Source organism: Streptomyces sp. NPDC050504, assembly GCF_044458065.1.
Classification (GTDB): Bacteria; Actinomycetota; Actinomycetes; order Streptomycetales; family Streptomycetaceae; genus Streptomyces.
This window is the reverse complement of sequence record NZ_JBITHO010000005.1, coordinates 307,732-320,850: the sequence shown is the minus strand read 5'-3', so window position 1 is coordinate 320,850 and position 13,119 is coordinate 307,732. Positions and strand designations below refer to the sequence as shown.

Genomic DNA, 13,119 nt, shown 5'->3' with positions numbered 1-13,119 from the left:
TTCACGTGAGCGATGATGTGAAAGACGGCACACACCCGCCGAAGGGCGGCTGACGTGTGCCCCGGGGCGGGGACACGTCCGCCCAGGCACCCGCACGACGGCACATTCCGGGAGAGTTCCCCATGGCACCGGCACCGCGCATCCTGCTCGCCAGGCACGGCCAGACCGAGTGGTCGCTGCTCGGCAAGCACACCGGCAGGACGGACATCCCGCTGCTCCCCGAGGGACGGGCGGGAGCCAAGCTGCTGGGGGAGCGGCTGCACCGCGCGCCCTTGTCGGGCCTTCCCGGCGTCGAGGTCAGGACCAGCCCCCTCGTACGGGCCAGGGAGACCTGTGAGATCGCCGGCTTCGGCGGGCGGGCCACCGACTGGGACGCGCTCATGGAGTGGGACTACGGCGCGTACGAGGGCATGACCCCGGCCGAGATCAAGGCGGGCAGGCCCGACTGGTTCATCTGGCGCGACGGGGTGCCCGACGGAGAGTCCATGGAGTCCCTGTCGGCGCGCGCCGACGAGGTGGTCCGGTGGGCGCGCTCGGCCGACCGCGACGTCCTGGTCTTCGCGCACGGCCACATCCTGCGCGCGATCGGCGCGCGCTGGCTGGGCGAGCACGTGTCGTTCGCCGCGCGCATCCGTCTGGACCCGACGTCGCTGTCCGTCCTGGGCTGGGCGTACGACGCCCCCGCGATCGAACGCTGGAACGACACGGGGCACCTGTCGCTCTGAGGGCCCGAGTCCGAACCCGGGTCACGCCGGGGCCGTCCGTCTCGCCAGGAACGCCGCCACCTGGCCCGTACGCCGGTGCGGCCGCAGCATCCGCGCGGTCTGGGCGAGCATCGACTGGATGCGCGACGACCTGACCTGGTCCAGCAGCGCGAGCGCCCGCAGCCCGGCCGTCGCCGCCTCGTCGGGGGCGCCGCCGCGCGCCAGGTCACCGGCGAGCTGCGCGTGGTACAGCGCGAGGTTGCGGGTGAAGTGCGGGTCCTGGAGGGCCGCCGCGCGCCGCGCGTGCCCGGCGGCGCGGTCCCACTGGGACAGCGCGGACCAGCACTGCGCCTCCAGCATCTCCAGCTCGGCCTCCACGAAGAACGTCATCCACTCCGGGTCGGCGCCCGACTCCCCGTACCCGAAGTAGGCGTGCGCGCGGCCCAGCGCCTGCTCGCACCCCGCGCGGTCGCCGAGCCCGGCCCTGCCGCCCGCCTCGCGCAGCGCGAGCAGCGCGAGCAGCCGGGGCGAGCCCAGCGCGCGGGCCGCCTGCTGCCCGGCCTGCGCGGTGCGCACCGCCTCGCGCGGCCGGCCCGCGTCCCTGGCCAGGAACGACATGTTGCAGAACGCGTGCGATTCGAGGGCCGCGTCGCCCGCGAGCCGCGCCGTGGCCAGGGCCTCCGTGTAGTGCGAGCGGGCCCGGTCGAGGCGGCCCGAGTCGTGCGCCAGCCAGCCCACCGAGATGGCCAGCTCGCCCGCGCCCGCGTGCAGCCGGTCGGACGTGGACCTGCGCGCGGTCGTGCCCGCGTCGAGCAGCGCGTACGCGGCGCGCAGCGGCTGGGCCGCCTGCCGGTAGAGGCCGTCCGCGCCGTGCCGGTCGTCCAGCAGCCGGATCTGCCGCACCGCCTGCTCCACGGCGTCCACCTCGGCTTCGCCCACCCGCCACGGCGTGGTCGCGGACGCGGCGCCCGCGCCGAGGGCCGGCAGGGCGGCGGCCGCCACGGTGGCGCCGCCGCTCGTCATGAATGCGCGACGCAGCACGTCGCTCTCCTCGTGGTTCGGATGGTTCAGGGGGGCCGGGTGGCCCGGCCGGTCCGGGGGGAACGGCGAGAACTGGGCGGGGACCGTCGGCGTGCGCGGCGTCCGGTGCGCCTCGTGCCCGGTGCGGGCCGTGCGGCGCCCGCGCACGGTCTCGCGCGCCGCGAACCCCATGTCCGCGAGGGTGAGCCCGGGGAACATGCGCAGGAACACGCGTTCGTACGCGTAGTTGGGACAGCGGATCTCGCCCGCCTCCACCCGCCCGATGTACCGGGCGTCACAGGCGACCTGTTCGCCGATCTCCCGGGCCACCCGGCGCACGGCGGCGGCGAACTCTCCTGGCGAGCGCTGCCCGCGCAACTGTCGGAATACGAGGTTGGGGACTGCCCGTGTCGACACCATGGCCGGGCCCTCTCTCGGTGCGGCCGGTCGTCCCGGCGGGGCAAGAAGGTACCCGGTGCCGCGCGCCGCACAAGCCCTGTACGACTACAAAACGGATATCCCACCCCCGATCTGCCATGAACTGCCACTCTTTGCGGCGGCGTGGCGCCGTAGCCCTTGACGCCGTCGGGCGTTGAACCACGAGGACGTACGGACGCGCGGTGGCGCTCCACCCGGCGAGGAAGAGGAGGGGTTCTCTTGTTGGAACTCGGCACGGGAGCCACGGGCACCACGAGTACGGGCACGGCGGGCGGAGGGAGTCCAAAGGGCGCCGCGGACGGTGCCGGGCACCCCGCACCCGCCGGGCACCCCGCACTCGGGGAGGGCGACGCCGTCGAGCCCTGCGACCTGGTGACGGTCCCCGCCCGCCAGGGCCTCGAAGCGATGGACATCCTCAGGCGCGGCGCCCCGCAGGACTCCGTGGGGCCCGTCGTGCACGACTGCTCCCGCGACACCCTCGGCTTCCTCGTCCCGCCGGGCACCGCCGCCGCCTGGGACGTACCGGGCAGCGCCTGTACGCGGACCAACGGCCGCGGCCTGCGCCTCCCGGCCGAGCCCCCGGCCGCCGCCGACGGCACCCCGAGCAGCTGGCTGCTCCCGCCCGGCGAGAACAGCGGCGAGGCCCCGGTCACCGACCCCGCGGCGCTCCGCGACGCGCTGGGCGAGGCGGCACGCCTGATCGAGGCGGCGGACGGCTGCCGCTGACGGGCGGCGCCCGCCGTCGGGCGCGGTACGGGGGCGCGGTCCGATAATGGCGGGATGGCACGGAGCAGACGCAGTGAGCGGACGGCGGCACCCGAGGCGGTCGTCCAGACGGTCGACGGCGGGCTCGCCGAACTGATACCCGACCGGGAGCGGCCCCGCGCCTGGTCGCTGCTGATCGACGGCGCGCCCCAGTCCCACGTCGACCTCGACGACCCCACGCGGCTCACCTTCGAGTACCAGCGCCGCCTCGGCCACGCCATCGACCTCGTCGCCCCCGCGGGCGGCCCGCTGCACGTCCTGCACCTGGGCGGCGGCGCCTTCACGCTCGCCCGCTACGTCGCGGCCACCCGCCCCCGCTCCACCCAGCAGGTCGTCGAGCTGGACGCGCCCCTGGTCCAACTCGTCCGCACCCGGCTCCCGCTGGACCCCGGCGCCCGGATACGCGTCAGGAACGGCGACGCCCGCGCCGGGCTCGGCAAGCTCCCGGACGGCTGGGCCGACCTCGTCGTCGCGGACGTCTTCAGCGGGGCCCGTACGCCCGCCCACCTCACGTCGACGGAGTTCCTGACCGAGGTGCGCAGGGTCCTCAAGCCGGGCGGCTGCTACGCGGCCAACCTCGCGGACGGGCCCCCGCTGGCCCACCTCCGCGCACAGATCGCCACCGCGGCCGCCGTCTTCCCCGAACTGGCCCTGGCCGCCGACCCGACCGTGCTGCGCGGGCGCCGCTTCGGCAACGCGGTGCTGCTCGCCTCCGACGTGCCGCTGCCCGTCGCGGAGTTCACCCGGCGCGTGGCCACCGACCCGCACCCGGGGCGGGTCGAACACGGCAAGGGGCTCGCGGACTTCAGCGGGGGAGCGGCACCCGTCACGGACGCCGCCGCGAAGCCCTCGCCCGCCCCGCCGCCCTCGGTGTTCCGCTGAGAGCCGGTGCCCTGACCGGTGCCCGTGCGCACGGGCACCGGTCCGCGCACGGGCGCTAGTTCTCGATGACCTTGACCAGCGGCGGGTGGTTGTGCCAGCTGCAGAACACCGTCACCGCGCGCGTGCCCGTGCTGAACTCCACCCGGATCCACGACGGGTCCTCCCACACCCGCATCGCCCAGCCGGGCTCCGGGCTCGCTGACACCAGCGCCGCCGTCCTGGGCCCCAGGTCCAGGACGGCCCGGCCCCCCTCCGTGCTGTAGCTCCGCACGGACACGGAGGACGAAGCGTGCGTCGGGCCGGAACCCGAGCCGGACAGTGCGGTGTTCGCACTGTGCGGCGTCCCGGACGGTGCCGGTTTCCGCGCGGGCTTCGAGGCGTCGCGGGCGCCGCCCTGTCCGGTCGCGCGAGGCGTTCCGGAGGGTTTCGTACGGGCCGGCGGTTTCACGGCAGACGGCACCGGTCCCGGGGACCTAGGACGGGCCGTCGACGAGGCCAGCGGCTCGGGGCCCTCGGGCAGCGGCACGGCGCGCGGAGCGTCGTACACCGTTCCCGACATCACCGTCCGCACGCCCCACCACGACAGCGTGACGGCCGCGCCCGTGGCCAGCGTCCAGGCGATCGCGTGTACGAGTCCCCGTCTCATCGGGGCCATCCTGCCCCACGTACGACCCGTGCCCCCAATGGCGTACGGTGCGGCCCATGGCAAGTGTGCTCGTCGTCGAGGACGACCAGTTCGTGCGCTCGGCCCTCATACGCCACCTCTCCGATGCCGGGCACACGGTACGGAGCGTGGGTACGGCCCTGGAGGCGCTGCGGGAGGTCGCGCACGTCCCGTTCGACGTGGTCGTGCTCGACCTCGGACTGCCCGACCTGGACGGGTCCGAGGCGCTGAAGATGCTCCGCGGGATCACCGACGTGCCGGTGATCATCGCCACGGCCCGGGACGACGAGGCGGAGATCGTGCGGCTCCTCAACGACGGCGCCGACGACTACCTCACCAAACCGTTCTCCTTCGAACACCTCTCCGCCCGCATGGCCGCCGTGCTCCGCCGCTCCCGTGCCCTCGCGGGCGACGCGCCGCCCTCGCGCGTCCTGACCGTCGGCGGCCTCACCGTCGACCCGCTGCGCCGCCAGGCCGAGTTGGACGGGACGGCGCTGGACCTGACCCGCCGAGAGTTCGACCTGCTCGCCTTCCTGGCCGGGCGGCCGGGCGTCGTCGTACCGCGCAAGGAACTGCTGGCCGAGGTCTGGCAGCAGAGCTACGGCGACGACCAGACCATCGACGTCCACCTGTCGTGGCTCCGCCGCAAGCTCGGCGAGACCGCCGCGAACCCGCGCTACCTGCACACGCTGCGCGGCGTCGGCGTGAAGCTGGAGCCGCCCGCGGGGGCCGCGTGAGGTGGGCCCTGGTCAAGGTCAGCCTGGCCGTGACCGTCATGGTGGTGCTCGCCTTCGCGCTGCCGCTCGGCATGGTCATCAAGGAGATGGCCAAGGACCGGGCGTTCACCTACGCCGAGCGGCAGGCCGCCGCCATCGCCCCGACCCTCACCGTCACCACCGACCGCGCCCCGCTGGAGAGGGCCGTCGCCACCACCGACGCGGGCGCCCAGGGCCGTACGGCCGTGCACATCCCCGCCGTCGGGCGCGCCGGAGGGGCCGGGCGCCCCGCCGTCGAGATCGGCCGCCGCCGCGCCGCCGTCGCCGACCTGGAGCTGACCCGCCGCTCGCCCCGGGCCACCACCACGGAGGTCGCGGGCGGCTACTCGCTGCTCCAGCCCATCGCGCTGGGCTCGGGCGACATCGCGATCGTCGAGGTCTTCGTGCCCGAGGCCGAGGTCACCAACGGCGTCGACACGGCCTGGCTGGTCCTGGCGGGCGTGGGCGTCGCGCTGATCGTCGGCTCCGTCGCGGTCGCCGACCGGCTCGGCGTGCGCATGGTGCGGCCCGCGCAGCGGCTCGCGGGCGCGGCGCAGCAGCTCGGCGAGGGGCGGCTGGCCGTACGGGTCCCCGAGGAGGGGCCGCCCGAACTGCGCTCGGCCGCCGTCGCGTTCAACTCCATGGCCGACCAGGTCGTGCAGCTCCTCGCCAACGAGCGGGAGCTGGCCGCCGACCTGTCGCACCGGCTGCGGACCCCGCTGACCGTGCTGCGGCTGAACGCCGCCTCGCTCGGCGACAGCGCGGCGGCCGAGCAGACCCGGGCGGCCGTCGCGCAGTTGGAGCGGGAGGTCGACACGATCATCCGCACCGCGCGCGAGGCCAAGCCGCAGACCCAGCCGTCCGCCGCCGTGGGGTGCGACGCCTCCGCGGTCATCCGGGAGCGGATGGCCTTCTGGTCGGCGCTCGCCGAGGACGAGGGACGCGAGGTGCGGCTCGCGGGCGTGGACCGTCCGGTGCGGATCCCCGTGGTGGGGGCGGAACTCGCGGCGGCGCTCGACGCGCTGCTCGGCAACGTCTTCCGGCACACCGTCGAGGGCACCGCCTTCGCGGTCGACGTGCACCGCAGCGCCGGGGACGACGCGGTGATCGTCCTGGTCTCGGACGCGGGCGCGGGCATCGCCGATCCCGGCGCGGCTCTGGAGCGCGGCAACAGCGGGGGCCGGGAGGGCTCCACGGGGCTCGGCCTCGACATCGTGCGCCGGGTCGCCGAGTCCACGGGCGGTGACGTACGGATCGGGAGGTCGGTACTGGGCGGCGCGGAGGTGCGCCTCTGGATCGGCCTCGCCGGGCGGGACGGACGGGGCACCTCGCGGCGCGGGCAACGGCCGGGACGGGGGCGCAAGGGGAGGCGGGCGGTGCGGGCCTGAACAGAGGTGCGGGGCCCGCGGGGAGCGGCCTGGATTAATCGGCCCCCATGTGAGCCTTAAGGGAACCCTAAGAGCGCCGTCCGCGGCGGGTGCGCGGGTGCTTTTCCCGCTCGGGGGCGGCTAGCGTGCATCCGGTTCCCCCCACGGGGATCGGACCACCCCTCCAGGCGAGCCCGGCCGGGGCCCACCCCCCCCCGCCCCGGCCGGGCACGCACACGGACCGTACGCACGCCGCCGCCCGGCGGCCCCGCCCACACCCGGCGGCCCCGCCTACGCCCGGTTCACCGCCGCCAGCACCGCGCGCACCGACGCGGTGAGCACCGAGCCGTCCTGGCCCGCGCCCCACACCCGCGCGCCGCCCACCTCGCACTCCACGTACGCCGTCGCCGCGCTCCCCGCGCCCGGGGCCGTCGCGTGCTCCGTGTAGTCCAGGACGTCCACCGGCGTCCCGAGCGCCGCGGACAGCGCGTGGGTGAACGCGGAGAGGGGGCCGTTGCCCGTCCCCTCGTAGTCCGCCTCCCGCTCCCCGATCCGCAGCGTGCACACGAACCGGTGCTCGCCCGCCCCGGTCAGCTCCGTCGTCCAGGCGGTGAGCGCCACCTCCCCGTCGGTGCCGGGCACGAGGTACGCCGCCGAGAACAGTTCCCACAGGTCCTCGGCCGTCGCCTCCCGCCCCGTCGCGTCCGTCCACTCCTGTACGGCCCGGTAGTAGTCGGACCGCATCCGCGCGGGCAGGTCGAGCCCGTGCTCCGCGGCCAGCAGGTACGCCATGCCGCCCTTGCCCGACTGGCTGTTGACCCGGATCACGGCCTCGTAGGTGCGCCCCACGTCCGCCGGGTCGATCGGCAGGTACGGGACGTCCCACCGCTCTTCGTGAGGATGCGCAGCCCGGTGTGCGAAGCCCTTGCCGATCGCGTCCTGGTGGGTGCCGGAGAAGGCCGTGTGGACGAGGTCGCCGCCGTAGGGGTGGCGGGGCGGCACGGCCAGGCGGTTGCAGTGCTCCACGGTGCGGCGGATCCCGTCGATGTCGGAGAAGTCGACCATCGGGTCCACGCCCTGCGCGTGCAGGTTCAGCGCGAGGGTGACCAGGTCGACGTTGCCGGTCCGCTCGCCGTTGCCGAACAGACAGCCCTCGACGCGCTGCGCGCCCGCCAGGACGGCCAGTTCGGCGCAGGCGACGCCGGTCCCGCGGTCGTTGTGCGGGTGCACGGACAGGATCACCGCGTCACGGCGCGCGAGGTTGCGGTGCATGTACTCGATCTGGTCGGCGTACAGGTTGGGCGTGCCGATCTCCACCGTCGCGGGGAGGTTGTGGACGACCGGGCGGTCGGGGGACGCGTCCCACAGTTCGGTCAGCCCGTCGCACAGCTCCAGGACGAAATCGGGCTCCGTCAGCACGAACACCTCGGGGGAGAACTCGAACCGCACCCCGTCGTGCGCGAGCCGCGCCATCCGGGTCGCGGCCTCCCGTACGGTCCGCACGACCTGCGCCCTGTCGCGCTTCAGGACGACGTCCCGCCAGGTCGGTGCGGTCGGGATGTAGAGGTGCACCATGGCGCGGGACAGGCCCTCGATCGAGGCGAACGTACGGTCGATGAGGTCGGCGCGGGCCGGGGTGAAGACGACGACCGTCACGTCGTCGGGGACGGCACCGTCCGTCACCAGGTGCCGTACGAAGTCGAAGTCCGTCCGGCTCGCGGACGGGTACCCGATTTCGATCTCCTTGTAGCCCATCGCGACGAGCAGGTCGAACATCAGCCGCTTGCGCGGGGTGTCCATCGGTTCGGCGAGCGCCTGGTTGCCGTCGCGCAGGTCGACCGGCACCCACAGCGGGGCCTCGGTGAAGCGCGCGGACGGCCAGTCGCGCGGCGCGTCGACGGGGATGTCCACCCGGTCGAACGCGGAGCGGTAGCGGTGGTGCGGCATGGAGCTGGGGCGCTGCGGGTTCCAGGCGGGCGCGTCGGCGGGGACGGGCCCTTGGGGGGTGCGGAGGGCGGGGAGGACGGGGAAGCCTCTCGTGGCACTGCGGACGCTGCTCATGACGTACGGGACTCTTCCTTCGGTCTTCGGTCGGCAGGATCGCGACCGGCGCAGCACGGCACCCCGCGGCGGGGTGCCGGTCGCGTCAGGCCCCGCCGCGGCAGCCGAGAAGGAGACCGCGGTACGTCATGCGCGCTACCGTAGCCAGGAACCGACTCCTCAGACAACCTGATAGGTGAAAGTCCTCCCATGACCTCGCCCCTACGGCCGCTCCGGCCGAGCCCCCTCGTCGAACAGGCCGCCCAGCACCTGCGCGAGCAGATCACCGGAGGGCAGTGGCCCGTCGGGACCAGGCTCCCCGGCGAGACGACCCTCGCCAGGGAACTGGGCGTCGGGCGCTCCACGGTGCGCGAGGCGGTGCGGGCGCTCGCCGGGGCCGGGCTCGTGCGGGCGCGGCAGGGCGCGGGCGTCTTCGTGATCGCGACCCGGCCCGTCGAGGACTGGCGGACGCGGCTGCGGCAGGCCGCCGTCAACGACGTGTACGAGGTCCGCACGATGATCGAGGTCCAGGCGGCCCGGCTGGCGGCGCTGCGGCGCACCGACGAGGACGTCGCGGTGCTCGACGCGGCGATGGCGGCGCGCACGGCGGCGTGCACCCGCTCGGACGAGGAGTTCGTGGACGCCGACATCGCGCTGCACGCGGCGATCGTGGCGGCGGCGCACAACCCCGTGCTCACCGCGCTGTACGCGGACTTCATGCCCGCCCTGCGGGAGGGGCTGATCAGCCTGGTGTCCCTGCTGGACGTGCGCGCCGAGGACCGCGAGCGGGGGTACGCGGCGCACGCGGCGCTCGTCGGGGCCGTCAAGGACGGCGACCCGGACGCGGCGGTGCACGAGGTCCGGACCGAGATCGCGCACACCCTGCGCACGCTGAACGGACGGTGAGGCGGGAGCCCGACGACAGCCCCCGCAGCGCCTTCTCCTCTCCTCCCCTCCGCAGTCCCTAGCCCTCCGCACGCTCCAGCGCGGCCCGCAGCCTGTCCCGTGCCTCCGTCTGTGCGGCGATCCGCGCCTCCAGCACCGCGAGCCGCTCCCGCGCGACCCGCAGCGCCTTGGGGGACGCGGGCGCGGACGTCACGTCCTCGGTCGACTCCAGGCACGGCAGGAACACCGTCACGTCCTCCAGAGTGAGCCCCGCCGCCAGCAGCCTGCGGATGTTGCGCACGCGCAGTGCCGCGCGCCCGTCGTACACCCGGTAGCCGTTCGCCGCGCGCTCCGAGGTGATCAGGCCCGCCTGTTCGTAGTGGCGCAGCGAGCGCGCGGTGGTGCCCGTGGCCCTGGCCAGTTCCCCGATCAACATGGCCCCAAGGGTGCACCGCCGCGCGCGCCCCTTGCGCACCCGCCCCTCCGCGCGCCCCCTGCGCACCCGCCCCTCCGCACGGGCCCCCTGCGCACCCGGTCCTCACGCCACCACCGCGCCCCCGTCCACCGCCAGCACGACGCCCGTCACGAACGAGGCGGCCGGGTCCGCGAGGCGGGTGATCGCCCAGGCGACCTCCTCGGGGCGCCCGATCCGGCCCATCGGCGTGTGCGCGACCTGCCAGTTCCTGACCGCCGCCATCCGCTCCGGCGACAGCCCCTGGTGCTCGCCGATCGGGGTGTCGATCCCGCCCGGCGCCACCGCCACCACGCGTATCCCGCGCGGCGCGAGCTCCACCGCCCAGCTCCTGGTCAGCAGCTCGACCCCGGCCTTGGTCGCCGCGTACAGCGAGTTGCCCGGCCAGCCGCGCTGGCCCACGGACGTGGACAGGTTCACGATCACCCCGCCCGCCTCCTCCAGCGCGGGCAGCGCGGCCTGGGCGAGCAGGACGGGCGCGACGAGGTTGGTGGCGAGGACGGGCGCGAGGGCCTCCTTCGCGTACGAGCCCAGCGCCCCCGCGCCCACCACGCCCGCGTTGTTCACCAGCACGTCCAGCCGCCCGTGCGCCTCCAGGACGGTCCGTACGATCCGCTCGGGCCCGTCGTCGGCCGTGACGTCCGCCACGAGCGGCGTGATCAGGGGGTCGTCGCCCGCCGTCCCGGCGAGCGGCCCGCGGCGGCGGCCCACGGCCACCACGCGGGCGCCACCGGCGGCGAAGGCGCGGGCGGTGGCCCGGCCGATGCCGGTGCCGGCGCCGGTGACCAGGACGGTGCGGACGGGGGTCTTCGCTGTGGCGTTCATGGCCGCAGCTTCCGACCCTGCCGCCAGTGACAAGGTCAAATGCGCGTCTGTCAGGCCCCGGGACGAAATCGCTCCGCGGAAATGTCAGGATGGGCGCTATGGCAAACCAGGTTTACTTCGACATCACGATCAACGACGAGCCGGCGGGTCGCATCACCTTCGACCTGTTCGACGACATCGTCCCCAAGACCGCGGAGAACTTCCGCGCGCTCGCCACCGGCGAGAAGGGCTTCGGCTACGCCGGGTCCAGCTTCCACCGCATCATCCCGCAGTTCATGCTCCAGGGCGGCGACTTCACCGCCGGGAACGGCACGGGCGGCAAGAGCATCTACGGCGAGAAGTTCGCCGACGAGAACTTCAAGCTCAAGCACACCAAGCCGGGTCAGCTCTCGATGGCGAACGCCGGGCCGAACACCAACGGCTCGCAGTTCTTCATCACCACCATCGTGACCGACTGGCTGGACGGCAAGCACGTCGTCTTCGGCGAGGTCGCCAATGAGGAGAGCCTGGCGCTCGTCAAGAAGATCGAGGGCTACGGCTCCCGCAGCGGCGCCCCGAGCGCCAAGATCACCATCGCGGCTTCGGGCGTCGTGGCCTGATCGCTTCCAGCGCCCGAACGGGGGCCACGCCTGTGGGCGTGGCCCCCGTTCCCGTGCCAACGCCTGTTTCACCAAGGCCAACAGGTGTTTCGCCCGGTCTCACCCGGGCTCACCCGGGCTCACCCGGGCTCGGGGAGCACCCCGCCGCGCGCCAGTTCCGCGTACCAACGGGCGCTGGCCTTGGGCGTACGGGCCTGCGTCGCGTAGTCCACGTGGACGACGCCGAACCGCTTGCCGTACCCGTACGCCCACTCGAAGTTGTCGAGCAGCGACCAGAGGAAGTACCCCCGCACGTCCGCGCCGCCCCTGATCGCCTCGTGCACGGCGCTCAGGTGCCCGTGCAGGTAGCGGATCCGGTCCGGGTCGCGCACGGTGCCGTCGGCGGCCGGAACGTCGGCGTACGCCGCGCCGTTCTCCGTCACCATCAGCGGCAGGCCCGGCAGCTCCGCCGCGTACCGCAGCAGGATCTCGGTGAGCCCGCTCGGGTCGACCGGCCAGCCCATCTCGGTGCGCTCGCCGGGGACCCGGTGGAAGACCACGGAGTCGGCGCCGGGGAAGGGCGAGTGCGCGGCGGCGCCGTGCCCGTGGTCGCCCGAGCCGGGCGCCGCGTCTCCTGGGGCGGCCGACACGAGCGTGGGCGTGTAGTAGTTGACGCCCAGCGCGTCCAGGGGCCGACGGATGTCGGCGAGGTCGCCGTCGCGGACGAACGCCCAGTCGGTGAGGTGCGCGGTGTCCGCGAGGAGGTCCTGGGGGTACGCGCCCGCGAACAGCGGCCCCGTGAAGACCCGGTTCGCCACCGCGTCGATCCGCCGCCGCGCGTCCAGGTCGGCGGGCGCGTCGCTCGCGGCCCGCACCACGCTCGGGTTGAGGCTGATCGACACCTCGGCCGAGGCGGGCAGGGCGCCGCGCAGCGCCCGCACGGCGAGGCCGTGCCCCAGGTTGAGGTGGTGCGCGGCGCGCAGGGCGGCGACGGGGTCGGTCCTGCCCGGGGCGTGCACGCCCGACGCGTACCCCAGGAACGCCGAGCACCACGGCTCGTTGAGCGTGGTCCACATCGGGACGCGGTCGCCGAGTGCGTCGGCGACGGTACGGGCGTACTCCGCGAAGCGGTACGCGGTGTCGCGCGCGGGCCAGCCGCCCGCGTCCTCCAGCTCCTGGGGGAGGTCCCAGTGGTAGAGCGTGAGGAGGGGGCGGATGCCGCGGGCCAGGAGGTCGTCCACGAGGCCCCGGTAGAAGTCCAGCCCCTTGGACCCCGCGCGGTGGACGCGGGGCCAGGAGACGGAGAAGCGGTACGCGCCGATGCCGAGGTCCGCGAGGAGCGCGACGTCCTCGGGGCGGCGGTGGTAGTGGTCGACGGCGGTCTCCGCGGTGTCGCCTCCGGCGATGTTGCCGGGGACGGCGGCGAAGGTGTCCCAGATGGAGGGGACGCGTCCGTCGGCGCGGACGGCGCCCTCGATCTGGTACGCGGAGGTGGCGGCGCCCCAGAGGAAGTTCGGGGGGAAGCGGAGGGACATACGGGCTCCTTGAGGGGAGGGGGTGGAGGGGTGGTCGGGGGTGCGGGTGCGGTGCGTGGGTGGGCGCGGGCCGGTGGGCGGCTGGTCGCGGGGGGGGCCGCCCCCCCCCCCGGGGGCGGGGGGCGGGGCCGGGGGGGGGGGGGGGGCCCCCCCCCCCCCCCCCCCCCCCCCCCCCCCCCCCCCCCCCCC

13 protein-coding genes are annotated in these 13,119 nt (G+C 74.9%); 7 read left to right on the top strand and 6 right to left on the bottom strand.

The genetic code is table 11. The features are described 5' to 3' along the window. The first annotated feature begins 122 nt into the window (after nucleotides 1–122). Complete coding sequence (locus ACIBNE_RS20365) at nucleotides 123–725, top strand: histidine phosphatase family protein (protein ID WP_399273422.1); 603 nt, start codon at nucleotides 123–125, stop codon at nucleotides 723–725. A 21-nt stretch (nucleotides 726–746) separates the two neighbouring features. Here ACIBNE_RS20365 and ACIBNE_RS20360 read toward each other — a convergent pair whose 3' ends face one another. Beyond that, nucleotides 747–2,144 (bottom strand): tetratricopeptide repeat protein, encoded by a 1,398-nt coding sequence (locus tag ACIBNE_RS20360; protein ID WP_399273420.1) that lies wholly within the window; start codon nucleotides 2,142–2,144, stop codon nucleotides 747–749. 237 nt (nucleotides 2,145–2,381) lie between these two features. Between ACIBNE_RS20360 and ACIBNE_RS20355 the strand changes: the two genes are divergently transcribed. Then, on the top strand, nucleotides 2,382–2,888 hold the full coding sequence (locus ACIBNE_RS20355; RefSeq protein WP_399273418.1) for a hypothetical protein: 507 nt from the start codon (nucleotides 2,382–2,384) through the stop codon (nucleotides 2,886–2,888). Nucleotides 2,889–2,942: 54 nt separating this feature from the next. Then, a complete protein-coding gene (locus ACIBNE_RS20350; RefSeq protein WP_399273416.1) occupies nucleotides 2,943–3,809 on the top strand; it encodes a spermidine synthase in 867 nt (288 codons plus the stop codon). Between the two features lie 55 nt (nucleotides 3,810–3,864). Here the strand turns inward: ACIBNE_RS20350 and ACIBNE_RS20345 are convergent, their stop codons facing one another. After that, on the bottom strand, nucleotides 3,865–4,086 hold the full coding sequence (locus tag ACIBNE_RS20345) for a hypothetical protein (RefSeq protein ID WP_399273415.1): 222 nt from the start codon (nucleotides 4,084–4,086) through the stop codon (nucleotides 3,865–3,867). A gap of 425 nt (nucleotides 4,087–4,511) precedes the next feature. On the opposite strand from ACIBNE_RS20345, the gene ACIBNE_RS20340 reads away from it, so the two are divergent. Together ACIBNE_RS20340 and ACIBNE_RS20335 are read left to right on the top strand one after the other, a co-directional pair. Then, nucleotides 4,512–5,210 carry a response regulator transcription factor gene (locus tag ACIBNE_RS20340; RefSeq protein WP_399273413.1) on the top strand — a complete coding sequence of 233 codons (699 nt, stop codon included), beginning with the start codon at nucleotides 4,512–4,514 and terminating at the stop codon, nucleotides 5,208–5,210. Then, a complete protein-coding gene (locus tag ACIBNE_RS20335; RefSeq protein ID WP_399273411.1) occupies nucleotides 5,207–6,616 on the top strand; it encodes an ATP-binding protein in 1,410 nt (469 codons plus the stop codon). Before ACIBNE_RS20340 ends, ACIBNE_RS20335 begins: the two co-directional genes overlap by 4 nt. Nucleotides 6,617–6,886: 270 nt before the next feature. On the opposite strand, the gene ACIBNE_RS20330 is transcribed toward ACIBNE_RS20335, so the two are convergent. Then, nucleotides 6,887–8,656: a 2-isopropylmalate synthase gene (locus ACIBNE_RS20330; protein ID WP_399273409.1), complete on the bottom strand. Its 1,770-nt coding sequence runs from the start codon at nucleotides 8,654–8,656 to the stop codon at nucleotides 6,887–6,889. 189 nt (nucleotides 8,657–8,845) lie between these two features. Between ACIBNE_RS20330 and ACIBNE_RS20325 the strand changes: the two genes are divergently transcribed. Next, the gene (locus ACIBNE_RS20325; protein ID WP_399273407.1) at nucleotides 8,846–9,541 is read left to right on the top strand and encodes a FadR/GntR family transcriptional regulator; all 696 of its coding nucleotides are present in this window, start codon (nucleotides 8,846–8,848) and stop codon (nucleotides 9,539–9,541) included. A gap of 58 nt (nucleotides 9,542–9,599) precedes the next feature. Here ACIBNE_RS20325 and ACIBNE_RS20320 read toward each other — a convergent pair whose 3' ends face one another. Continuing rightward, on the bottom strand, nucleotides 9,600–9,956 hold the full coding sequence (locus ACIBNE_RS20320) for a MerR family transcriptional regulator (protein ID WP_399273405.1): 357 nt from the start codon (nucleotides 9,954–9,956) through the stop codon (nucleotides 9,600–9,602). A gap of 102 nt (nucleotides 9,957–10,058) precedes the next feature. Continuing rightward, on the bottom strand, nucleotides 10,059–10,817 hold the full coding sequence (locus ACIBNE_RS20315; RefSeq protein ID WP_399273404.1) for an SDR family NAD(P)-dependent oxidoreductase: 759 nt from the start codon (nucleotides 10,815–10,817) through the stop codon (nucleotides 10,059–10,061). 98 nt (nucleotides 10,818–10,915) lie between these two features. On the opposite strand from ACIBNE_RS20315, the gene ACIBNE_RS20310 reads away from it, so the two are divergent. Next, nucleotides 10,916–11,416 (top strand): peptidylprolyl isomerase, encoded by a 501-nt coding sequence (locus tag ACIBNE_RS20310; protein ID WP_399273402.1) that lies wholly within the window; start codon nucleotides 10,916–10,918, stop codon nucleotides 11,414–11,416. Between the two features lie 119 nt (nucleotides 11,417–11,535). Here ACIBNE_RS20310 and ACIBNE_RS20305 read toward each other — a convergent pair whose 3' ends face one another. Further along, a complete protein-coding gene (locus tag ACIBNE_RS20305; protein WP_399273400.1) occupies nucleotides 11,536–12,930 on the bottom strand; it encodes a GH1 family beta-glucosidase in 1,395 nt (464 codons plus the stop codon). Between the last annotated feature and the right edge of the window lie 189 nt (nucleotides 12,931–13,119).

Excerpts from the sequence above, each read along its gene's own strand:
- ACIBNE_RS20365 (WP_399273422.1), top strand. The coding sequence starts at position 123 with ATGGCACCGGCACCGCGCATCCTGCTCGCCAGGCACGGCCAGACCGAG.
- ACIBNE_RS20360 (WP_399273420.1), bottom strand. The coding sequence starts at position 2,144 with ATGGTGTCGACACGGGCAGTCCCCAACCTCGTATTCCGACAGTTGCGC.
- ACIBNE_RS20350 (WP_399273416.1), top strand. The coding sequence starts at position 2,943 with ATGGCACGGAGCAGACGCAGTGAGCGGACGGCGGCACCCGAGGCGGTC.
- ACIBNE_RS20340 (WP_399273413.1), top strand. The coding sequence starts at position 4,512 with ATGGCAAGTGTGCTCGTCGTCGAGGACGACCAGTTCGTGCGCTCGGCC.
- ACIBNE_RS20330 (WP_399273409.1), bottom strand. The coding sequence starts at position 8,656 with ATGAGCAGCGTCCGCAGTGCCACGAGAGGCTTCCCCGTCCTCCCCGCC.
- ACIBNE_RS20325 (WP_399273407.1), top strand. The coding sequence starts at position 8,846 with ATGACCTCGCCCCTACGGCCGCTCCGGCCGAGCCCCCTCGTCGAACAG.
- ACIBNE_RS20320 (WP_399273405.1), bottom strand. The coding sequence starts at position 9,956 with ATGTTGATCGGGGAACTGGCCAGGGCCACGGGCACCACCGCGCGCTCG.
- ACIBNE_RS20315 (WP_399273404.1), bottom strand. The coding sequence starts at position 10,817 with ATGAACGCCACAGCGAAGACCCCCGTCCGCACCGTCCTGGTCACCGGC.
- ACIBNE_RS20310 (WP_399273402.1), top strand. The coding sequence starts at position 10,916 with ATGGCAAACCAGGTTTACTTCGACATCACGATCAACGACGAGCCGGCG.
- ACIBNE_RS20305 (WP_399273400.1), bottom strand. The coding sequence starts at position 12,930 with ATGTCCCTCCGCTTCCCCCCGAACTTCCTCTGGGGCGCCGCCACCTCC.